Origin of the sequence: Streptomyces bathyalis, assembly GCF_015910445.1 — a bacterium.
Lineage (GTDB): Bacteria > Actinomycetota > Actinomycetes > Streptomycetales > Streptomycetaceae > Streptomyces > Streptomyces bathyalis.
This window is the reverse complement of sequence record NZ_CP048882.1, coordinates 7,082,265-7,102,976: the sequence shown is the minus strand read 5'-3', so window position 1 is coordinate 7,102,976 and position 20,712 is coordinate 7,082,265. Positions and strand designations below refer to the sequence as shown.

Below are 20,712 nucleotides of genomic sequence, written 5' to 3'. Positions count from 1 at the left end.
CACAGAATCTTTACACCGTGTTCATAGTCACCATCGGGGCCGGACGGGCACGTCGAAGTGCGCGCCGAATGTCGTGTTTCAGAGGAAGATTCCACTTCATTCGCGCCCACGCAATTGGTCGGCGAATGAGGCAAACAAAAGCCCATTTACGCAAGGGCGGTTACGCGCTGAATTCGCAAGTTCCCTGTGGAATTCAGCCCGCACTCGCAGCTATACATGGTGAGGGTGACCGGCCGGTACGCAGCGAGCAGATCAAGCCAATGTCCTGCGCGGGAGGGGCCGATTCGTGTCGCGCCAAGGACATGACGAGTCGCCGTGAAAAGGACAGAACGGCAAGGCCGCCTTCTGCGCTTCGGTAGCTGACGGTGCGTCGGGCGGACGGACTCGCCACAAGGCCCAATAGCCGCCCCCACCTGGGGTTTCCGCCGTCCTCGAGGCGCTTCGCACAGGGCGGCGGATCCTCGCCGGCCCCCCGTCCGGAACGCCCTGTGACCACGCCGGGGCGGATTTCCGCGCCACCTGTCCTCCCGTCGTCCCTGCGGTGAGGACAAGCCCCTCCCGGTACAGCCCGAGTACACCGCCGCTGAAGAGCGGCATCATGCCATCAGGGGAACCGGGGGAAGACCGACCATCACCGACCATCCGATCAGGAGTGGTGGACCATGAGATTCCGAAGGCTGCTGGACCGGCCCCCGACGAGGGCGACACAGTTCACAGGGGGATTACTGAATCTTTCCGGGTCGCTCGCGTTCTCGGCTAGCTACACTCACGCCCCATGCGATCCATGAACCACAGCCGACGGAGGCGTGCAGACGGGAATAACCCGATATTCATTGCCAGTTCAGGTCGGCGAAGAAGACTCGTCCGATATGCGGCAGTGACCGTCGGGACCGCCTGCACCGGGTACATGGCGCTCTTCGTAGCTGTTTTCGGTGGTGTGCAGCCTGCCGGGGACAACCCCCCGCGCATGGACGAGCCGCTGCCGAGCAGCTCCTCACAGGACGACTCCGACGTACCGGCGGGTGCACACTTCCCGGCCCGCTCAGCCTCCCCCCACAATTCGTCCTCCCCCCACGACCCCAAGGCCTCGACCGGGCCCGACCGCAAGACCACACCCCCCACCCCCTACAGCGACGACAACCCCGCCAAGACCACCCCCACGCCTGGTGATTCCTCGGCCCGTCCCGGCGGCGCGACCAGGTGAGCCGGCACGCGCTGCGCCGAGACCCCCGCGGGCACTGGTTGCTGCTTCTGCTCTTCCTGCCCGTGGTGACGGCTGCCCTGCTCTTCGAGGGCTGGACGAACCACGAGGTCGACGCCGCACGCACCAAGGCCCCGTGCACCACGCCGATACCGCGCGCCGCCGACAACGGGGACCCGGTGCTGCGGCTGTCCGGGACGAAGGTCGAGACCGCGGCCATGCCTGCCCGCACGGCCGCGCTCACCTTCAACGGCGGCCCGGATCCGCGGTGGACTCCGCGCATCCTCGACCTGCTGCGCAGCCACCACGCCAAGGCCACATTCTTCATCTACGGATCGCAGGCCACCAGGCATCCCGAACTCGTGCGGCGCATCCACGCCGAGGGCCACGAGATCGGCTCGTACACCTACACGGGCGGTGACCTGGGCATCGCCTCGCCCGTCCGCTCCCAGTTGGAGCTCTCGCTGACGCAGACCGCGCTCGCGGGCACCGCCGGCGTCAACACGGGACTTCTGCGCCTTCCCCACACCAAGGCGGCGGACACGATGTGCGGCAAGGAGTGGACCGCGGCGCAGCGCAGCGCCGACCAGGGCTATCTCCTCGTCGCCACCGACAAGAAGTCCCGCAAGCCCTCTCAGGGAGTGATACGGCAGTACAGCCATACCGACCTCGGTTATCACGAAGCTGAGCAGTTGCTCCGCAACCGGAACGTCAAGAAGTTCACTACCGTCACAGGGGGGCTGGGGCAGCAGTCAGCGATGACGACGGTGTCCGCGGCCGACCGGCTGCGGGGTGAGGGACTGATATGGGCGCGCACCCTGGGCAGCTTCTTCACCAGTGCCATGGCATGGGCGCTGGGCATCGCCGGTGGCCTCGGTGTGCTGCGGCTGCTGATGCTCGTGCTGTTCGCCCGGGTCCACATGAGGCGCCTGCAGAGGTTCCGTCCGGGCTCGCCGTGGCTGCGGGAGGTGAACGAACCTGTCACTGTCCTGGTCCCGGCGCACAACGAGGAGGCCGGGATCGAGGCAACCATCCGTTCGCTTCTGGCCTCGACGCATCCCTACCTCCAGGTCATCGTCATCGACGACGGCTCCACGGACCGGACCGCGCAGATCGCCGAGGGCGTCCGCGACCCGCGCGTGACGGTCGTGCGGCAGCCCAACGCGGGCAAGCCGGGCGCGCTCAACACCGGTCTCGGCTACGCGCGTCACGACATCGTCGTGATGGTGGACGCCGACACGGTCTTCGAGCCGGACGCCCTCTACCGGCTCATCCAGCCGCTCGCCCACCCGGCGATCGGCGCGGTGAGCGGCAACACCAAGGTCGGCAACAGGACCAGGCTGCTGGGCAGATGGCAGCACCTGGAGTACGTCTTCGGGTTCAACCTGGACCGCAGGATGTTCGAGGTCCTGGAGTGCATGCCGACCGTTCCCGGTGCCATCGGTGCCTTCCGCAGGGACGCGTTGATGGGCATCGGGGGCGTCAGCGACGACACCCTTGCCGAGGACACCGACCTGACGATGGCTCTGTGGCGGGCCGGATGGCGCGTGGTCTACGAGGAGTCGGCCATCGCCTGGACCGAAGTGCCGGGAAGCCTGGGGCAGTTGTGGCGGCAGCGGTACCGCTGGTGTTACGGCACGCTCCAGTCCATGTGGAAGCACCGCCGTGCCGTCCTGGAGGTCGGCCCGGCCGGGCGCTTCGGCCGCAGGGGCCTGAGCTATCTGGCTCTCTTCCAGATAGCGCTGCCGCTCTTCGCACCGGTCGTCGACGTCTTCTTCCTGTACGGCATCTTCTTCCGCGACCCGGCACAGGCGGTGAGCGTCTGGCTCGGCTTCATGGCCGTCCAGCTGGTCACGGCCGCGTACGCCCTGCGGCTGGACAAGGAGCGGATGCGCGAGCTGTGGGCGCTGCCGCTCCAGCTGTTCGTCTACAGGCAGTTGCTGTATCTGGTCATCATCCAGTCGGTGGTGACCGCCATGCTCGGCAACCGGCTCAAGTGGCAGCGCATGAACCGCTCGGGCACTGCCGACGAGTACCTGCTCAGCGAACCGGTGGAGCGCAAGAGTCTCCTCTCGAAGTGAACGACCGCATCTGACCGAATCGACGTGATCGAAGGAGAGTCGGACCATGAGGGACCCACTTGACCAGTGGGCCGAGGGTGGGACGCCGGACGCGTCCCAGGGGGATTCTCCGGGCCACACCGCCGAGTTGGCAGGCGAGTGGCGGCAGTACGGACCCGAGGGCTCGAGCGTCCACGGCTGGGCCGGAACCGGCCAGGGGTGGGCGGTCTCGGACCCGGTGAACGTCCGGGGCCCGTCACGCCAGAACTCGGACCAGCCGCTGCGGCCCTCCTGGGAGACCAGGGACACGATCAAGGGCGAAGTGGCGCGGTCACGTACGGAACCGGTGGGACGTCCCGCGACGGTGCCGGCATATACCCCGGTGCCGCGCCCCGCGCAGGGCCCGCAGCCCGGCAGACCCTCAGGCCCGGGAGGACCGTCGGGCCCGGGCGGACCGGGCAGGACCGGAGGGCGCGTCGGGACCGGAGGCCCGGGCGGCGGGCCGCCCTCACGGGAGAACAACTCCCGCTTCGGCCCCACTCCCCCGCGCGCGCCGCGCCGCCCCAAGCGCCGCCGGCCGCTCAGACGGGCGGCCGTGGTGCTGCTCGCCACGATCCTCGCCGGCTCCGGCGGCACGTTCGCCTGGGCCGAGACGAAGCTCCAACGCGACGTGGACCTCAACAAGTTCACCGACCGTCCGCCCCCCGGCAAGGGCACCAACTACCTCATCGTGGGCTCCGACAGCCGTGAGGGACTCTCCGAGGCGGACAGGAAGAAGCTGAAGACCGGTGTCTTCGGCGGGCGCCGCACCGACTCGATGATCCTCATGCACAAGGGCGAGAACGGCACGACCATGATGAGTCTCCCCCGCGACTCGTGGGTGACCGTCCCCGGCTACAAGCGCCCGTCCACGGGGAAGACGTCGAAGGCCGCGAAGAACAAGCTCAACGCGGCCTTCTCGCTGGGCGGTCCGGAACTGCTGATATCCACGATCGAGCACAACACCGGTCTGCGCATCGACCACTACGCCGAGATCGGGTTCGCCGGGTTCGTCAAGATTGTCGATGCCGTCGGCGGTGTGCCGATGTGCATCGAGCGGGACATCAAGGACGAGGACTCGGGCGCCGACCTGCGGCGGGGCTGCCAGAACCTCAACGGGGCGGAGGCTCTCGCCTTCGTGCGGCAGCGCCACCAGGAGGCCAAGGGCGACCTCGGCCGTACGCAGAACCAGCAGAAGTTCCTCTCCGCCCTTGCGAAGAAGGCGACTTCGCCGCGCACGATGCTCAACCCGTCCGACATGTATCCGGCGCTCAGCGCGGGACTGGACACTCTCGTCGTCGACCAGGACATGAGCATGCGGGCGCTGACCAGCATGTTCCAATCCGTCCAGGGCGTCTCCAAGGGAGGCGGGAAGCAGGTCAACGTGCCCACGGCGGGCGGCATCGCGACGTCGAAGGGCAGCGCGCTGCGCTGGAACGCCGTGGAGGCGAAGAAGCTCTTCTCCCAGCTGAAGGAGGACCGGCCGGTCACCGTGACCAACAAGTGACCCCGTTCCGGGGCCCGTTGACGGTGGCCCACGGGGAGCAGACGGGCAAGTCAGCAGATACGGTGCTGACATGGGGTACGGGGCGCGGCACGAGCACGGCACGGACGGCGAACAGGCGGGGCGGGGCTACGGATTGCTGGTGGCGGCCACTCCGCCGGGCAGACACCCGGCGGTCTCCGCCACCGAGGCCCTTCCGGCGCTGGCCGCGACTCACCCGTCGGTTCTGCTCGGCACCGGAACGGGCAGCGTCGTCCAGCTCGCCGACCCCGGCGACCCCAACACCGTGCTGTCACACCTGCGTACGGCCGCTGCGCACGACGGGCCGCTGCTGGTCTATCTGTCGGGTCAGCTCATGCTCGACTCGCGTGAGCATCTGCCGCATCTGGCCCTGACACGCTCCACGCCGCGCTCCGTGCGCTACACGGGCCTGCCCTGGCACTGGCTGTCGGCGGAGTTCGGGCGCAGACCCCCGGGGCTCACCGCCGTCATCGCCGACCTGGTCGCCGACGAGATGATGTGGCAGCGGCGTTCGCAGCATCACCTCGCGGGCGGACTGGTGCTGTACGGGTCGCTCTCGGCGCCGCCCGCCAGGCGAGGGACGTCCGCTCCGGAGTACAGCCGCGCCCTTGCCGCGGTCCTGCGCGTGAGCCGGGTGCGGCCGCCCCTGGACGAGCTGCACCAACTCACGTTGCATCAGGCAGGTTTCGGCTTCGGTGACACCGAGCGGATGCTGCTCGGCACCGGCCCCTCCCCCGCCTCCTCCGGGACGGGGTACGTGCCCGCTCCGGCACCCGGAGCCGCGGCGCCGCCCGCTTCGGTGCCAGCACCCGCAACACCCGTGGGGCCGCCCCCGGTCGAGTTCACTGCCGCGACCGTCACGCCCCTCCCGGCACCCGCAGCGCCGGCGGTGCCTCCCCGTCCGTCGTCGCCCCCGCCCGCGCCCACCCGTGCCGCACCGACCCCTCAGGCTCCGGGAGCAGGGCCCGCGCAACCCGACGCCTCCGCGCCCGAGGCGCCGCCGCCCGGCACGGACGACGAGGCGCCCGCGGATGTGCCCGCCGGCGTGCACGACGCCATCTACCAGGCAGCCCGTGAGGGCCGGCACAGCGAGGCGGCGACGATGGCGGCCCAGTGGGAGACGGCCGCCCTGCGCGCCTCGGGCCCGCACTCCAAGGAGGCCGTCCACTGGGTGGAGGTGCGGGCCGACCTCGCCCACCAGGCGGGTGACGCCGGCCGGGCCTGCACCCTGTGGCTGCAGGCTGCCGCCGTACGGCTCCAGCGCGGTCAGGCCACCGACGCGGTCGAGGTCTTCGGCGCCGTCGACCGCGCCCACCACTGCTGGCACCAGGTCACCGACCCCGCGCAGGCCTACCCCCTCGGCGTGCAGCTGGCGGAGCTGAGGGAGCTGGCTCCGGGGCGCAGGCCGGGTGCGGTGCGCGACGTACGGGACCGGCTCGCCTCCCTCACGGCCGCTCCGGGGGAGCAGGCGGCAGCGGGCTGACAACTCCCCGCCGCTGCACGGAAGTCGGCGCCCCGCCCCGGGGGCGCCGATGCCGAGGCGTCAGTGTGAGTGCCGGGGCACCTCGCTGCCGCCGGCGCCCGTGAGGAAGTCCAGGTCGGCGCCGCGGTCGGCCTGCATGACGTGGTCGGTGTACAGCTTCGCCCAGCCGCGCCGCGCCCGGCCCTCGTCCTCGGTGTCCCGGTTGGCCGCAACTTCCTTGGCCCGGGTGGCGAGTTCGGCCTCGTCCACGCACACGTCGAGCCTCCGCCCCGGGACGTCGAGTTCGACGGTGTCCCCCGTCCGTACAAGGGCGAGGGGCCCGCCGACGGCCGCCTCGGGGGCGACGTGCAGGACGCACGTGCCGTACCCGGTGCCGCTCATGCGCGCGTCACTGATGCGCACGACGTCCTCGATGCCTGCCTCCAGCAGCTTCTTCGGCACGGGAACGTTTCCCACCTCGGGGAAGCCCGGGTAGCCCTTGGGCCCTGCGTTGCGCACGACGATGACGGTGGACCGGTCGACCGGCAGCTCCGGGTCGTCGGCCGCGGCCGTGTAGTCCTCGACGCGGTCGAAGACGAGGGCCTTCCCGCGGTGGTTGAGCAGCTCCGGGTCGGCCGCGGAGACCTTCAGCACCGCCCCGTCGGGGCACAGGCTGCCGTACAGCACGACGGTTCCCGCTCCCGCGGGCATGAACGGCTCGGCGACCGTGCGGATGACTTCGCGGTTGTAGCACTCCGCGTCGGCGATCTCCTCGCCGATGGCCCGTCCCGTGACGGTGACAGACTCCCGGTGGATGAGGTCTCCCAGTTCACGCATCACGACGGGGAGGCCCCCCGCGTAGTAGAAGTCCTCCATCAGGAAGCGGCCGGAGGGCATCATGTCGGCCAGTACCGGGACTTGGGCCGTCAGCTCATCGAACTCGCCGAGTTCCAGGGGCACTCCGACGCGGCCCGCGAGGGCGAGCAGGTGCACCACCGCGTTGGTCGAGCCGCCGAGGGCCGCGTTCACACGGATCGCGTTCTCGAAGGCTTCGCGCGTGAGCACCTGGGAGGGCCGCAGATCCTGCTCGACGAGCTCGACGGCACGCCGGCCGGACGCCTGCGCCAGGACGTAACGCCTGGCGTCGACGGCGGGGATGGCGGCGCCACCGGACATCTGCATGCCCAGGCTCTCTGCCATGCACGCCATCGTCGAGGCGGTGCCCATCGTCATGCAGTGGCCGCGGCTGCGCGACATGCAGCCCTCCGCCTCACGGAGGTCCTCCTCCGTGAGCTTGCCCGCGCGCATCTCCTCGCTGAGCTTCCACACCGCGGTGCCGGAACCGATGTCCCTGCCGCGGAACTTGCCGTTGAGCATCGGTCCGCCGGTCACCATGATCGACGGGATGTCGACGCTCGCGGCGCCCATCAGCATGGCCGGCGTCGTCTTGTCGCAGCCGGAGAGCAGCACCACACCGTCGAGGGGGTTGGCCCGCAGGGTCTCCTCGACCTCCATCGCCATCAGATTGCGGTAGAGCATCGTGGTGGGGCGCATGAGCGGTTCGCCGAGCGACATGGTGTTGAACTCCAGCGGCAGCCCGCCGGCCTCCCACACGCCGCGCTTGACCGCCTCCGCCACGTCGCGCAAGTGGGCGTTGCAGGGGGTGAGTTCGGACCAGCTGTTGCCGATGCCGATCACGGGCCGCCCGTCGAAGACCTCGGGGCCGAATCCCTGGTTGCGCATCCAGGACCGGTGGATGAAGCCGTTGCGGCCCTCCGCGGCGAACCAGGCCGCGCTGCGTCGGGCGGCTCCGTCGTTGCTGCTCATGCTCACTCCCTGGTGCTGCTGCTCGTTGCATGACGGCCCCCGGGTCAACTGCGATCTTGGTGTGCGGTTGTCCGCCGGGTCAACGGTCGTGTTCGTCCCGCTGCCCGAGCGGGGGTGGCGCGTCCTGCTTACCGGTACCCCATTTCGAGGGCTCCGTGCCGAGCCGGAAGTCGAGGGAGCGGCCACGGCGAATGTCCTCCGTGCTGATCCAAGTACGGGAGATCTCCGAGCCGTTGGCGGACGCCGAGCGTATGTAGCGGTCCGCGGAGTCTCCTCGCGGCGCACGGATGGTGAAGTGCCCGTTCGGATACATCTCACGGTCAAGGGTCAGGTCCACGCGCTCGAACGCCGGGGTGTTCAGACCCCAGGTGTCCGTGCCCGGGGCCACCGGGAAGATGCCCATGGCCGAGAGCACCATCCACGACGACATGGTGCCCAGGTCGTCGTTGCCGGTGACCCCGTCCGGGGAGTCGGTGAAGCGGCACAGCGCGGCGTCGACGACGTCGGTGGTCTTCCAGGGGGACCCGGTGGAGAGGTAGGTGTACGGCGCGATGAGGTCGTGCTCGTTCTGCGGGTTGTACTTGTCGGAGTCGTAGTAGTCGTAGGGGCTGTCGACCCACACGTCGCTCGCCGTCTTCCGCGGGTCCTCGGCGAGTTGGTCGTAGGCGAAGAAGGAGTCCAGGCGTTTCTCGGTGGCTTCGCGTCCGCCGGTACGGGACATCAGACCCGGAACGTCCTGCGGGACCATCCACATGTACTGCCAGGGCGTCCCCTCGTGGAAGCCCTCGCTCCTGGACGGGTCGGTGGGCCCGTCGAAGGTGCCGTCGGCCTTGCGGGCGCGGAAGAACCCCGTGCCGGGGTCGATGATGTTGCGGTAGTTGCGGGAGCGCTCGGCATAGCGGTCGGCGTCGGCCGTGTGACCGAGATCACGTGCCATCTGGGCGAGCGCGGCGTCGGCTGTCGCGTATTCGAGGGTGGCCGAGCCGCTGTGCTTGAAGTCGGGACTGCCTGGTTTTACCCGTTTCCTTCCGGGCTCGTGCGGGATGTATCCGTCCTTGATGTACTCCTTGTTGGCCATCCGTCCCAAATAGGGGGAATCCGCGGGCGGTACACCGTCGGCGTTCTTCTTCAGCGCCCGGTAGGCGCGCTCTTCGTCGCCCTTGAGCAGTCCTTGCTGGTAGGCGTTCGTGAGGAACGGCGTGACCGGGTCACCGGCCATGATGTTCGTCTCCCGCGTGGCGTAGCCCCACCGGGGCAGCCAGCCGCCCTGTTCGTCCACGTCCAGCAGCGAGAGCGCCATGTCACGGGACTCGCGGGGGGCGACGAGCGCGAGCAGCTGCGCCTGGGTGCGGTAGGTGTCCCACAATGACCAGTTCTGGTAGTAGGTGTGCCCCTTCGAGTGGTGGATCTTCTGGTCCCAGCCCCGGTAGCGCCGGTCGACGTCCTCACCCGTGTTGGGGTGCAGCAGCGCCCGGTAGAGCGAGGAGTAGAAGACCCGCAGGCGCGCCTCGCTGCCACCGCTCACCCGTACGCTGCTCAGCCGCTCCTGCCAGGCCCGGCGGGCGGCGTCGCGGGTCTCGTCGAAGGAACGGTCGCCTTCCGCGTCGAGATTGCGCGCGGCGCCCTCGGCGTCGACGTAGGACAGCGACGTCACCGCCTCCACGTCGCGGTCGCCGCCCCGGGTGTCGAAGCGGGCGTAGGCCCCGCGCCGCCCGCCTCCCGCCGAGGACTCGCCGCCTGCCGTGACCTTGTCGCCGTCCCATGTGCCATGGGAGTCGAACGGCCGGTCGAAACGGGTCACGGCCCATACGGTGTAGGGCTCGGTGCCCTGGCAGAAGCCGCTTCCAGTGACTCTGGCGGCGATGGTCCGCTCGTCGAGGACGCGAACCGAGCTGTCGGTGACCTTGTGCAGCGCCTGGCCGGAGTTGAGCAGCACGTTCGCCTTACCGGTGGCGGGAAAGGTGTAGCGCTGGTGCCCGGTGTGCTTGTCCGCGGTCAGCTCCGCCTTCGTGCCGCCGTAGTCGTCGAGGGCGACCTTGTACGAGCCGGGTGAGGCGCTCTCGTTCCCGTGGCGGAAGCCGGAGGCGTAGTCATTGTTGTCCGTGCTGGTGATGTCGCCGGTGGTCGGCATGACCGGCAGGTCACCGCCGATGCCGCACCCCACCCCGGAGAGGTGGACGGAGGAGAAGCCGCGGATGCGGTCGTCGTCCCAGTCGTAGCCGGTGCTGCTGCCGGTGGTGTCGGGTGAGAGCTGCACCTTCCCGAACGGGACGGCGGCACCCGGGAAAGCGTTGCCTTCGTTGCGGGTGCCTATGAAAGGGTCGACGAACGCGGCAGGGTCCTTGACGGAGCCCGCGTACGTCTCGCCTCCCGCGCACGGGGCAGCGGGCGGAGAGGCCCCGACGAGACCCGCACAGAGCGTCGCGGTGGCCAGACCCAGCAGGGTCCGGATCCGTTTCGCTCGTAGCACCTGGGCCTCCGACCGGGACATCGTTGTCGAACGGCCCAGCGTTGCCACCGCGTCGGCGGCTGTCTATGCCCCAGGTCACAACAATCCGTACGGTCCCCTCCGGTGCATGCGCCCTTCCCCGCCGGGGAAGCCCTCCGCACAGTCGGTGATCCGGTGACCGGACGGTGGAGGCGACACATGGCCGCAGGACATGAGGACGACCGGCTTGCCGGGAGGCGCGCCTCCCGCTGGGTACGTCCGGTGTCGGCGGCGCTCGCGGGTGCGCTGCCTGCGTTCGCCTTTCCGGAACCGTCTCTGTGGTGGCTCGCGTGGGTGGCGCTGGTGCCGTGGCTGCTGCTCGTACGTGGGGCCGCCACCGACGGGCAGGCGCTGGTGGCGGGCTGGGCCGGAGGTACGGGTTTCATGCTCGCCGTGCACCACTGGCTGCTGCCGAGCCTGCATGTCTTCCTCTTCGTACTGGCGGCGCTGCTGGGGCTGTTGTGGGCGCCGTGGGGATGGCTGGTGAGACGGCTGCTGGGCGGGAGTCCGGGGCCGGGCAGCGTGGCGGCGGCCGTCGTACTGGTGCCATCGGGCTGGCTCTTCGCCGAACTGGTCCGTTCCTGGGAGTACTTGGGGGGACCGTGGGGGCTGCTCGGCGCGAGCCAGTGGCAGATCGGGCCCGCGCTGCGGCTGGCGTCCGTGGGCGGTGTGTGGCTGGTCAGCTTCGTGCTGGTGGCTGCGAACACGGCCCTGGCGGCTGCGGCGGCGCTCCTCCTCGCACGTGGTGCCGGCCGTCCGGCAATGTCCCTGACATCGGTGACCGCCGCTGCCGCGGCCCTCGCCGTGTGCGGTGGTGCTCTCGCCGCGGCGTGGGCCTGGGCGCCGAAGCCGCACACGGGCGGGAAGATGCGCGTCGCCGTCATCCAGCCCGGAGTGGTCAAGGGCCAACGCGCCCGGCTGGAGCGCAGCGAGGAGCTGACCCGCCGGCTCGAGGGCCGGAAGATGGATCTGATCGTGTGGGGCGAGAGCAGCGTCAGCTTCGACCTGGGCGCCCATCCCCGGCTGCGCGAGCAACTGGCGGATCTCTCCGCGCAGGTCGGCGCACGCATCCTGGTCAATGTGGACGCGCGCCGCTCCGACCGGCCCGGCATCTACAAGAGTTCGGTGCTCATCAGCCCGGACGGTCCGATCGGCAAGCGCTACGACAAGACCCGCCTGGTGCCCTTCGGCGAGTACGTCCCCGCCCGGTCCCTGCTCGGCTGGGCCACGTCGGTGGGCAGGGCGGCGGGCGAGGACCGGCTGCGCGGCGACGGCCCCGTGATGATGCAGGCGGCGGGCGTGAAGTTCGGGCCGCTGGTGTGCTTCGAGAGCGCCTTCCCCGACATGAGCCGTCAACTGGCCCTCGACGGAGCAGGGTTGATCATCACCCAGTCCTCCACCTCGACGTTCCAGGACAGTTGGGCACCGGCGCAGCACGCCTCGCTGGGCGCGCTGCGCGCGGCCGAGACCGGGCGGCCGATAGTGCACGCCACCCTCACCGGCATCAGCGCCGTGTACGGGCCGCGCGGTGAACGACTCGGCCCCTGGCTCGGCACCGACCGCAGCACCAGCGAGATCTACTCGGTGCCGCTGGCCACCGGCACCACGCTCTACCTCCGCACCGGCGACTGGATCGTCCACGCGGCGCTCGCCGCGCTGGCGGTCTACGGGGCGGTGACGGCGGCCCGCGCACTGCGCGGCCGCAGGCGGCGGGACACGGATGAACCGGGGCGCTCCGACTCCTCACCCTCCGCGCGCCGCTGACGCGCCGTCCTCGCGGCCGTCACTCGAGCTGTCCCGTGAGCCGGAGGTGTCCTGGTGTCCCGGCGGGCTCCAGTCGGCGATCCCGTCGAGCGCGCGCAGCGCCAGGTGCGGGCCCAGCCGGTTGACCGCAGCCACCGCGGCATCGCGCAGGGCACAGGCGGGAGCGGACGTCAGGGTGACGAGCCGGCCGACCCTGATAGCGCGCCGGACCACCTCGCTGGTACGGGGCAGCCGGTCACGGGTGTAGGCAGCCACCGCGTCGGGAACGTCCGCTCTCTGCGCGACGTGATGAGCGAGTACGACGGCGTCCTCGACGGCCTGGTTGCCGCCCTGACCGAGCGTCGGAGGCATGGCGTGGGCGGCGTCGCCGAGGAGGGCCACACGCCCGCGGTGGTAGGCGGGTAGCGGCGCCGCCGCCTGGTGGACGTCGTTGCGCAGCACATCGCCCGGTCCGGCGGCGTCGAGAATCGCGGGCACCGGATCGTGCCATGCGCCGAACCGGCGCCGCAGCTCCGCGAGTTCGCCGTCCGGCGCGCGCTGCCCGGCCGGTACCGCCGCCGCGGCGTAGGCGTAGACGCGTCCGTCGTGCAGCGGCTGCGTGCCCCACAGGACGCCGCGGCCCCACGTCTCGTGCGGCGCGTACGCCACTTCGGGTGCCGGGACGACGAGCCGCCAGGCCGTGAAACCCGCGTACCGGGGACCGGGCGATCCGGGGAAGAGGACGGAACGCGCCGGGGAGTGGACGCCGTCGGCCGCGACGACGAGGTCCGCCTCCCACTCCTGGGCACCGCTGCGCACCCGGGCTCGCCGGTCGGCGTGGCCGGGGTCCGCGACCTCCGCCGCAGCGTCCGTGCGTACCGCTCCCGCGGGCAGCCGGGAGTGGAGCAGCGATATCAACGTGGCCCTGTGCAGCGCCACGAACGGGCCTTTGAAGCGGGCGGCCGCGGCGTCCTGGCTCGTATGGGACAGCCACCGCCCGGACGGTGTGCGCAGCCCTCCCTCGGCGGTCCACGCGCGCATGGACCTGACGGTGTCTCCGAGACCGATCATGTCCAGCGCCCGAAGCGAGTTGGGCGTCAGCCCCAGGCCCGCGCCCACGGCTTCGATGGCTGGTGCCCGTTCGAGGACGGTGACCCGCCCCCCCTGCTGATGCAGTGCGACGGCAGCCGTGAGCCCGCCGATGCCGGCTCCGATGACGAGTGCGCTGGGCTGGGAGCGGGACTCGGACATGCTGCGGTCTCCTTCTCCGTCGGATGACCGTCACTCGGTCACTACACCCGTAGTGTACTACGGGTGTAGTTCCGGGATCACCGCGGCGGCCCCGTCGTACATTTGCTGCCATGACCGCGCCCCGTTCCTCTCCCCCGACCCCCCGCTCCGAGGTGATCGCCGACGCCGCCATCTCTCTTCTGGCGGGGGGCGGGTTGCGTGCGCTGACCCACCGGGCAGTGGACGAGGCGGCCGGCCTTCCGCAGGGTTCGACCTCCAATCACGCCCGTACGCGGGCGGCACTGATCGAGGCGGCCGTGCGGCGCCTGGCCGTTCGCGAGTCTCAGGTGATCTCGCTCGAGGAGATGCCGCGCGGGGAGAACGCCGACGAACTCGCGGACGGGCTGGCGCTGGCCATGCACCGCTACCTCACGCGCGACCCCTCGCTGCTCATCGCACGGTACGAACTGGCGCTGGAGATCACACGGCGGCCGGAGCTGCGGGAGATGTATGTGCGCACCGGCACGAGCGCCTTCCGTGAGCCGCTCATGGCGATGCTGAGTCGCGCCGGGTCGGCCGAACCGGCGCGGCACACGCTGTCCCTGGTCGCTTGGTGCGACGGCATGCTCTTCTCGTGCACCGCCGGTTCCTACGCCGAGGAGGTCCCGACCCTGGATCAACTGCGCACCGGGCTCCGGGAGTTGCTCCAGGGAATGCTCGGCGACCTCCCTGCACGACAAGAGGGCTGAGCCCCGGCGTGAGCCCCGACGCCGTGGCGGCCGACGGGACGGGGCCGGGAACATCAGGGCCCCGATGCTCTCCGGTGCGAAACGCGAACGACGGTCAGACCGGCCCCAGCCGGGTCTCCAGCCTTCCTACCGCGGCCCTGATGCCCGCGCCGTACTCGTCGTCGGCCAGGGAGCCCAGCGCGCCCTGCGCACGCCGCAGTTCACGGCGTGCGGCACCGCTGTCCCCCAGCTTTGCGTGGTCCGCGGCGAGGTTGAGATACAGCGACGGGTAGAGGGAGCGCACGGCCAGCGAGTGCTCTCCCCACTCGACCTCATCGTCGGTGAGCGCGTCCGCAGCAGCCAGCGCGCGGCGGTCCCACTCCAGTTCGGCACCGGGGTCGTCCTGGGTGTCCGCCATGTAGTGCGCGATGGTGCAGCGATGGAAGAGGTCGCCCTCGCCTGTCGTCTCCGACCACAGCAGCGCGAGGCGGTTGCGCGCCTCCTCCCGGTCGCCGGCGCGGTGGAGCATGATCGCCTGCCCGATCCGGACCAGGACCCCGTCCGGGGACGTCTCCTGCTGCGGCTCCATCACGGCACTCCTCCTCCACACGCCCACCGGGTGCTGCTGCCACCTGCAACGACGACGCTAGCCGCAGGCACTGACAATCCCGCTCAGGCGCGTGCGCCGGACTCCGGGATGCGCCAGTCGACGGGTGGGTGGCCCGCGGCGGCGACCGCTTCGTCGATCAGACTGAAGGGGCGGGAGCCGAAGAACTTACGCGCCGAGAGCGGTGAGGGGTGCGCCCCCTGCACCACCGTGTGCCGTTCGGTGTCGATGAGGGGAAGCTTCTTCTTGGCGTGGTTTCCCCACAGCACGAACACCGCGGGGGTCTCCCGGGCCGCCACGGCCCGGATGACGGCGTCCGTGAAGGTCTCCCAGCCCTTCCCCTTGTGGGAGTTGGCCTCCCCCGCCCTGACGGTCAGCACCGCGTTGAGGAGCAGCACGCCCTGCTCGGCCCAGGGCATGAGATATCCGCTGTCCGGAACGGGGTGGCCCAGGTCGTCGCGCATCTCCTTGTAGATGTTGCGCAGTGAGGGGGGCGTACGGACACCGGGACGCACGGAGAAGCACAGGCCGTGCCCCTGGCCCTCACCGTGGTACGGATCCTGACCCAGGATCAGCACCTTCACCCGGTCGTAGGGGGTCGCGTGCAGCGCGGCGAAGACCTCCTCGCGCGGCGGGTAGACAGGACCGCGCTCGCGCTCCTGCTCGACGAACTCGGCCAGCTCCTTGAAGTAGGGCTTGCCGGTCTCATCGCCGAGGGCCTGCTGCCACGAGTCCGGCAGGGTGCCCAGCATGTCGTTCAACTCTCGTACCTCCGCGGCGGCTTCGCGCTCCGTCGTTTGCCGCCACGAACCTACTGGCTGCCACTGACACTCCCGCCGGGACCCGCCACCAACGTACGGCAGCAGCTCCGCACCCGGGCCCCGGTCGCGGGCAGGGCGCAGAAACGACGAAGGCCGGGAGAGCGCGCCGCCGAGACGGCTGGCGCTGCTCCCGGCCGGTGCCGGTCTACCAGCTGGACTTCTTGTGCAGCTCCCACAGGCGCGGCAGCGTGGACGGGTCGAGGACCCATTCGACCCCGGCCACGTCCTTGAGCGAGGCCACGTACACCCGGCCCTGCCACAGCGGCAGCAGCCTCGCGTCCTTCGCGATGATCTTCTGTGCCTGGGTGAAGTCGCGGCTGGCGGTGGCGCGGTTGCTCTCCTTGCGCGACTTGGGCAGCAGCTTGTCTGTGATCTCGCGGTTGTCGTACGGCGTGGCGAGCGCGTTGTTCTTGCCCACGAACGGCGCGACGTAGTTGTCGGCGTCCGGGAAGTCTGGGAACCAGCCACGGCCGAAGACCGGGTACTTTCCCTTGCTGTAGCCCTCGACGAACTCGGACCAGGGACGGCCCTGGACGGAGACGTCGAACAGACCGGACTTGTTGAGCTGGCGCTTGAGCTCGGCGAACGTTTCTCCAGTCGTGGAGCCGTAGCGGTCCGTGGTGTACCAGAGCTTGAGCGGCACCTTCTTGTTGATGCCGGCTTCGGTCAGCGTCTGCTTCGCCTTGTCCCGGGAGGGGTCGCCGTAGCGGTCGTAGTAGGCGGCGGTGTGGCCCGTGATGCCGCCGGGGACCATGGAGTACAGCGGGTCGGTCGTGCGGTTGTAGACGTTGCGCACGAGCGCCTTGCGGTCGATCAGCTCGGCGACGGCCTTGCGCACGGCGGCGTTTCCGGCCATCCGGTCCTTCGGATTGAAGACGAGATAGCTGATCTCGGTACCCAGGAGCTCGGTCAGCTCCACCTCCTGGTTCCCGTTCGCCTGCGACTTCTGGAAACCGCTGACCTGATCCGGAGTCAGCCCTCGGAATGCGACATCGATCTTCTTGTCCTTGAGCGCGGTCACCATCTTCTTGGAGTCCTGGAAGTACTCGATGGTGACGACGTCGTTCTTGGCCTTCGCGGGACCGCGGTAGCCGTTGTACTTCGTCAGCTCGGCCCTCTTGCCCTTGCTGTAGGACTTCAGCGAGTACGGGCCCGATCCCACGAGCTTGCTGCCCTTGCGCAGCTTCTTCGCCGGGTAGGTCTCAGGGTCGACGATCGCCGTCGCGGGGGTGGCGAGGATGAAGGGGAATGTGGCGTCGGACTTCTTCAGGTGGAAGACGACGGTGCGCTTGTCGGGCGCCTCGGTCCGCTCCAGGCTGCCCATCAGGCCGAGCGGTCCGGACTTCGCCTTGATCGCCAGGACGCGGTCGACCGAATGCTTCACCGCGCGCGCGTCGAGCGGATTCCCGTTGGAGAACTTCAGCCCCTCCTTGAGGGTGCAGCGGTAGACGCGGCTCGCGGAGTCGGTGAAGCCGCAGCGCTTGGCGGCATCGGGCTCCGGCGAGGAGCTGCTGCTGGGGAAGGACAGCAGGGTCTGGAAGACGTTCTTGTAAAGCTCCCACGACCCGTCCCAGGCCGCCGCCGGGTCGAGAGTGCTGGGCGCGCTGGTGGTCCCCGTGACGATCTCGCGGCGCTTCTCGTTGCCGCCGTCACCCGAGATCGAACTGCACCCAGCGACCATGGCCGTTGATATGACAACGGTCGCTGCGATCCTCAGAGGTCCGTTCCGGTCGAACACCTGCGCGCTCCTAGTCGGCGAGGGGGGCACTACTGCCGATGCAGTTGCAAAAGGGAAAACGCCGCCGGCCGGTCGAAGCGTCGCTAGCGTTTTCTCCACGCCTTCGTACGGAGGTACGGGGGCGCCCTACGCGGAGCCGCTGGCCGATGGGCGAGAGAGACCCTACCTCAGCATCCGACCCTCGAACATGCAGTGGTCAACCATTCGTCAATTACCAACGAGACGCGCGCCATTCCGATGACTGCGGGTGCCGGTCCGGCGACGGACCGGCACCCGAATTCCCCCAGGGGGGAGGTGCGCACAGGGCGGGAAATCGCTACTCGACTCCGGCGTTGAGCGCGAGCCCGCCGTCGACGACCAGAGTCTGGCCGGTGATCCACGCCGATTCGGGGGAAGTGAGGAAAGCCGCGGCCCCGCCGATGTCCTCGGGCACTCCCAGCCGGTTCATCGGGTATCGCGCGGCGGCTTCCTGCTCACGCCCCTCGTAGAGGGCCGCGGCGAACTTCGTCTTCACGACCGCCGGAGCGACCGCGTTGACCCGCACAGTCGGCGCGAATTCGTGAGCCAGCTGCTGTGTGAGATTGATCATCGCGGCCTTGCTGATGCCGTAGGCCCCGATGAAGGGCGAAGCGGACATTCCGGCAATGGAGGCGATGTTGACGATCGTCCCGCCGTTGTCCCGCTGCCACGCCGCGAAGGTGGACTGGGCGAAGCCGAGCGCGGAGATCACGTTGGTCTCGAAGACCTTGCGGGCCACGCCCAGGTCCAGCTCCGCGATCGGCCCGAAGACCGGATTTGTGCCCGCGTTGTTCACGAGGTGATCGATCCGTCCGTAGGCCTCCATGACCTGTTCGACGGCGGTCCGGCGGTGCTCGTCGTCGTGCGCCTTGCCGGCGGCGTACATCGCGCGATGCGGGCCGAGCGATGCGACGGCCTCCTTGAGGGCGTCCTCGTTGCGGCCCGTGATGCACACGCGGTGCCCCCGGGCCACCAGCGCCTCGGCGACGCCGTACCCGATGCCCCGGCTGCCGCCGGTGACGATCGCGACCTCACCGCTGTCCTGCTGTGCTGCGTCCTGTGCCATGTTCTTCGACCCTCCGGTCAGTTGAGCGGGCCGCCGGCCACGTACAGCACCTGACCGGAGACGAAGCCTGCCTGCTCACCACTGAAGAATGCGATGGCGTTGGCAATGTCCTCGGGACGGCCGACGCGCTGCACGGGGATCTGCGAGGCGGCGGCGGCCTGGAAGTCCTCGAAGCCCATGCCGACGCGCTCCGCGGTGGCGGCGGTCATGTCGGTGACGATGAAGCCCGGGGCGACGGAGTTGGCGGTGATGCCGAACTTGCCCAGCTCCTTGGCGAGGGTCTTGGTGAAGCCCTGCATGCCGGCCTTGGCCGCGGCGTAGTTGACCTGACCGCGGTTGCCGAGCGCCGAGGAGGAGGAAAGGTTCACGATCCGCCCGAACCCGGCGTCGACCATGTGCTTCTGGCAGGCGCGGGACATCAGGAAGGCGCCGCGCAGGTGCACGTTCATGACCGTGTCCCAGTCGGCATCGCTCATCTTGAACAGCAGGTTGTCCCGCAGCACGCCCGCGTTGTTCACGAGCACGGTCGGCGGGCCGAGTTCGTCGACGACCCGCGCGACTGCGCTGTCCACCTGCGCGGAGTCGGAGACGTCGCAGCCCACGGCGATGGCCTTGCCGCCCTCGGCTGTGATCTTCTCGACCGTCTCCTTGCAGGCCGACTCCTCGAGGTCGAGCACGGCTACGGCGCGGCCCTCCGCCGCGAGCCGTACCGCTGTGGCCGCGCCGATGCCCCGCGCCGCACCGGTGACGATCGCGACGCGCTGGTCGGTGGTGGACATGCTGAGTTCTCCTCGCCCTGATGATTGGTGAGCAACCGCTTAGTACCTTCTGGCAGTCGTGACGCTATGAGCCCCGGCACCCGCTGTCAACGGGTGCCCGTGGACATGAGATTCACCGCACCAGCAGCTCCAGCAGCCGCTCGGCCTCCGCCTCGGGGTCACTGGTCAGCCCGGTGTGCACGGGACCCGGCTGCACCACCGTGCTGCGCGGCGCGACGAGCCAGCGGAAGCGGATGCCGGGCGCCTCGTCCGCGGCCTGACCGGCGGCGTCCCCTCCGTGACAGACGCCCTCGGCGGCCCGCAGCGCCGCACGAACGCCGTCCAGGTCCGCACCCGGATCGAGCGCACGCAGCCTTTGCTCGTCCAGATGCGTGCGGGCCACGACGAGCGACCTGGCACGGCAGTAGACGACCACGCCCGCGTTCATCGTCTCCCCCCGCTCCACGCGCGGCACCACACGCAGCAGCGCGTACTCGAACACCTCGCGCCCGGCGCCCTTCTCTCCGTTCACCGGCGTGCGCTCCGCTCGCCGCGCCGCCCGTGCGGCAGGTCTCCGGTCAGCCACCCCGGCGCCCGCGAAGGGCCGTCGCGGCTCGGTTCGCCGATCGTGATCCGCTCGTGGAGCCCGGGGACGCGTGCGGACAGCGTCCTCACATACGCGTCGCGCAGCTCGCCCGGCCCCGCGAACCCCGGCTCGTCCGCGAGCCATTCGTCCGGGACCGCGGCGGCGCACTCGGCGAGGAGATCACCGGTCACCCGGGGCGCCAGCTCCTCCGCCGCCGAGGCCACGTCCGGTCCGAAGGGGGCGAGCACATGGTCGGACGCGTCGTACGGCTTGGAGGCACTGGACGAGGAGGCCGTCGCCGAAGGCCAGTTGTGATGCCAGACGAGCGTGGCGCCATGGTCGATGAGCCACATCTCGCCGTGCCACACGAGCAGGTTCGGATTGCGCCAGGACCGGTCGACGTTCCCCACCAGTGCGTCGAACCACACGACCCGGCCCGCTTCGGCCGGGCTGACGGCGAAGGCCAGCGGGTCCAGGCCCAGCGCACCCGGAAGGAAGTCCATGCCGAGGTTGAGGCCGCCGCTGGCCTTGAGCAGGTCCTGGACCTCCTCGTCGGGCTCGCTCAGGCCGATGACCGGGTCGAGCTGCATGCCCACCAGCTCCGGGACGCGCAGCCCCAGCAGCTGCGCGAGCCGGCCCGCGAGAACCTCGGCCACCAGTGTCTTGCGGCCCTGCCCGGCGCCGGTGAACTTCATGACGTACGTACCGAGATCGTCCGCCTCGACGATCCCGGGCAGCGAACCGCCCTCCCGCAGCGGGGTGACGTAGCGGGTGGCGGTGACTTCGCGCAGCATCCGCTCAGGCTAGCCGCCCCT

16 protein-coding genes are annotated in these 20,712 nt (G+C 70.1%); 6 read left to right on the top strand and 10 right to left on the bottom strand.

Annotated elements, in window-relative coordinates; all coding sequences use genetic code 11:
* Nucleotides 1-877: 877 nt before the first annotated feature.
* The 4 genes from G4Z16_RS30870 to G4Z16_RS30855 all read left to right on the top strand — a co-directional run bounded on the left by G4Z16_RS30870 (nucleotide 878) and on the right by G4Z16_RS30855 (nucleotide 6,308).
* Nucleotides 878-1,204, top strand: coding sequence for a hypothetical protein (locus G4Z16_RS30870; RefSeq protein WP_197353849.1), 327 nt, complete (start codon nucleotides 878-880; stop codon nucleotides 1,202-1,204).
* Complete coding sequence (locus tag G4Z16_RS30865) at nucleotides 1,201-3,282, top strand: bifunctional polysaccharide deacetylase/glycosyltransferase family 2 protein (RefSeq protein ID WP_246531158.1); 2,082 nt, start codon at nucleotides 1,201-1,203, stop codon at nucleotides 3,280-3,282. Before G4Z16_RS30870 ends, G4Z16_RS30865 begins: the two co-directional genes overlap by 4 nt.
* A 46-nt stretch (nucleotides 3,283-3,328) precedes the next feature.
* The gene (locus G4Z16_RS30860; RefSeq protein WP_197353848.1) at nucleotides 3,329-4,807 is read left to right on the top strand and encodes an LCP family protein; all 1,479 of its coding nucleotides are present in this window, start codon (nucleotides 3,329-3,331) and stop codon (nucleotides 4,805-4,807) included.
* Nucleotides 4,808-4,877: 70 nt separating this feature from the next.
* A complete protein-coding gene (locus G4Z16_RS30855) occupies nucleotides 4,878-6,308 on the top strand; it encodes a hypothetical protein (protein WP_197353847.1) in 1,431 nt (476 codons plus the stop codon).
* 60 nt (nucleotides 6,309-6,368) lie between these two features.
* Here the strand turns inward: G4Z16_RS30855 and G4Z16_RS30850 are convergent, their stop codons facing one another.
* Together G4Z16_RS30850 and G4Z16_RS30845 are read right to left on the bottom strand one after the other, a co-directional pair.
* A complete protein-coding gene (locus tag G4Z16_RS30850) occupies nucleotides 6,369-8,114 on the bottom strand; it encodes an IlvD/Edd family dehydratase (protein ID WP_197353846.1) in 1,746 nt (581 codons plus the stop codon).
* Between the two features lie 79 nt (nucleotides 8,115-8,193).
* The gene (locus tag G4Z16_RS30845; RefSeq protein ID WP_197353845.1) at nucleotides 8,194-10,605 is read right to left on the bottom strand and encodes a GH92 family glycosyl hydrolase; all 2,412 of its coding nucleotides are present in this window, start codon (nucleotides 10,603-10,605) and stop codon (nucleotides 8,194-8,196) included.
* Between the two features lie 156 nt (nucleotides 10,606-10,761).
* On the opposite strand from G4Z16_RS30845, the gene lnt reads away from it, so the two are divergent.
* Nucleotides 10,762-12,366, top strand: coding sequence for an apolipoprotein N-acyltransferase (gene lnt, locus G4Z16_RS30840; protein ID WP_197353844.1), 1,605 nt, complete (start codon nucleotides 10,762-10,764; stop codon nucleotides 12,364-12,366).
* Here lnt and G4Z16_RS30835 read toward each other — a convergent pair.
* Nucleotides 12,346-13,596 (bottom strand): FAD-dependent monooxygenase, encoded by a 1,251-nt coding sequence (locus tag G4Z16_RS30835; RefSeq protein WP_197353843.1) that lies wholly within the window; start codon nucleotides 13,594-13,596, stop codon nucleotides 12,346-12,348. The two genes, lnt and G4Z16_RS30835, sit on opposite strands and share 21 nt — an antisense overlap.
* Nucleotides 13,597-13,706: 110 nt before the next feature.
* On the opposite strand from G4Z16_RS30835, the gene G4Z16_RS30830 reads away from it, so the two are divergent.
* A complete protein-coding gene (locus tag G4Z16_RS30830) occupies nucleotides 13,707-14,324 on the top strand; it encodes a TetR/AcrR family transcriptional regulator (RefSeq protein WP_197353842.1) in 618 nt (205 codons plus the stop codon).
* A 94-nt stretch (nucleotides 14,325-14,418) separates the two neighbouring features.
* Here G4Z16_RS30830 and G4Z16_RS30825 read toward each other — a convergent pair whose 3' ends face one another.
* The 7 genes from G4Z16_RS30825 to G4Z16_RS30795 all read right to left on the bottom strand — a co-directional run bounded on the left by G4Z16_RS30825 (nucleotide 14,419) and on the right by G4Z16_RS30795 (nucleotide 20,691).
* Nucleotides 14,419-14,892: a tetratricopeptide repeat protein gene (locus G4Z16_RS30825; RefSeq protein ID WP_197353841.1), complete on the bottom strand. Its 474-nt coding sequence runs from the start codon at nucleotides 14,890-14,892 to the stop codon at nucleotides 14,419-14,421.
* Between the two features lie 83 nt (nucleotides 14,893-14,975).
* Nucleotides 14,976-15,662 (bottom strand): uracil-DNA glycosylase, encoded by a 687-nt coding sequence (gene ung / locus G4Z16_RS30820; RefSeq protein WP_197355033.1) that lies wholly within the window; start codon nucleotides 15,660-15,662, stop codon nucleotides 14,976-14,978.
* A gap of 214 nt (nucleotides 15,663-15,876) precedes the next feature.
* On the bottom strand, nucleotides 15,877-17,412 hold the full coding sequence (locus tag G4Z16_RS30815) for an ABC transporter substrate-binding protein (protein ID WP_246531156.1): 1,536 nt from the start codon (nucleotides 17,410-17,412) through the stop codon (nucleotides 15,877-15,879).
* 373 nt (nucleotides 17,413-17,785) lie between these two features.
* Nucleotides 17,786-18,553 carry an SDR family oxidoreductase gene (locus G4Z16_RS30810; RefSeq protein WP_197353839.1) on the bottom strand — a complete coding sequence of 256 codons (768 nt, stop codon included), beginning with the start codon at nucleotides 18,551-18,553 and terminating at the stop codon, nucleotides 17,786-17,788.
* A 17-nt stretch (nucleotides 18,554-18,570) separates the two neighbouring features.
* Nucleotides 18,571-19,332, bottom strand: coding sequence for a 3-oxoacyl-ACP reductase FabG (fabG, locus tag G4Z16_RS30805; RefSeq protein ID WP_197353838.1), 762 nt, complete (start codon nucleotides 19,330-19,332; stop codon nucleotides 18,571-18,573).
* Nucleotides 19,333-19,444: 112 nt separating this feature from the next.
* Entirely contained in the window at nucleotides 19,445-19,843 is a 399-nt protein-coding gene (locus G4Z16_RS30800) for a DUF3037 domain-containing protein (RefSeq protein ID WP_197353837.1), read from the bottom strand.
* A complete protein-coding gene (locus G4Z16_RS30795; RefSeq protein WP_197353836.1) occupies nucleotides 19,840-20,691 on the bottom strand; it encodes a HipA family kinase in 852 nt (283 codons plus the stop codon). The genes G4Z16_RS30800 and G4Z16_RS30795 overlap by 4 nt, the downstream gene beginning before the upstream one ends.
* Nucleotides 20,692-20,712: the final 21 nt, after the last annotated feature.

Bases quoted from the DNA above. Each gene is read 5' to 3' on its own strand.
- G4Z16_RS30860 (WP_197353848.1), top strand. From the start codon at position 3,329: ATGAGGGACCCACTTGACCAGTGGGCCGAGGGTGGGACGCCGGACGCG.
- G4Z16_RS30855 (WP_197353847.1), top strand. From the start codon at position 4,878: ATGGGGTACGGGGCGCGGCACGAGCACGGCACGGACGGCGAACAGGCG.
- G4Z16_RS30850 (WP_197353846.1), bottom strand. From the start codon at position 8,114: ATGAGCAGCAACGACGGAGCCGCCCGACGCAGCGCGGCCTGGTTCGCC.
- G4Z16_RS30845 (WP_197353845.1), bottom strand. From the start codon at position 10,605: ATGTCCCGGTCGGAGGCCCAGGTGCTACGAGCGAAACGGATCCGGACC.
- lnt (WP_197353844.1), top strand. From the start codon at position 10,762: ATGGCCGCAGGACATGAGGACGACCGGCTTGCCGGGAGGCGCGCCTCC.
- G4Z16_RS30835 (WP_197353843.1), bottom strand. From the start codon at position 13,596: ATGTCCGAGTCCCGCTCCCAGCCCAGCGCACTCGTCATCGGAGCCGGC.
- G4Z16_RS30830 (WP_197353842.1), top strand. From the start codon at position 13,707: ATGACCGCGCCCCGTTCCTCTCCCCCGACCCCCCGCTCCGAGGTGATC.
- G4Z16_RS30825 (WP_197353841.1), bottom strand. From the start codon at position 14,892: ATGGAGCCGCAGCAGGAGACGTCCCCGGACGGGGTCCTGGTCCGGATC.
- ung (WP_197355033.1), bottom strand. From the start codon at position 15,662: ATGCTGGGCACCCTGCCGGACTCGTGGCAGCAGGCCCTCGGCGATGAG.
- G4Z16_RS30815 (WP_246531156.1), bottom strand. From the start codon at position 17,412: ATGGTCGCTGGGTGCAGTTCGATCTCGGGTGACGGCGGCAACGAGAAG.
- G4Z16_RS30810 (WP_197353839.1), bottom strand. From the start codon at position 18,553: ATGGCACAGGACGCAGCACAGCAGGACAGCGGTGAGGTCGCGATCGTC.
- fabG (WP_197353838.1), bottom strand. From the start codon at position 19,332: ATGTCCACCACCGACCAGCGCGTCGCGATCGTCACCGGTGCGGCGCGG.
- G4Z16_RS30795 (WP_197353836.1), bottom strand. From the start codon at position 20,691: ATGCTGCGCGAAGTCACCGCCACCCGCTACGTCACCCCGCTGCGGGAG.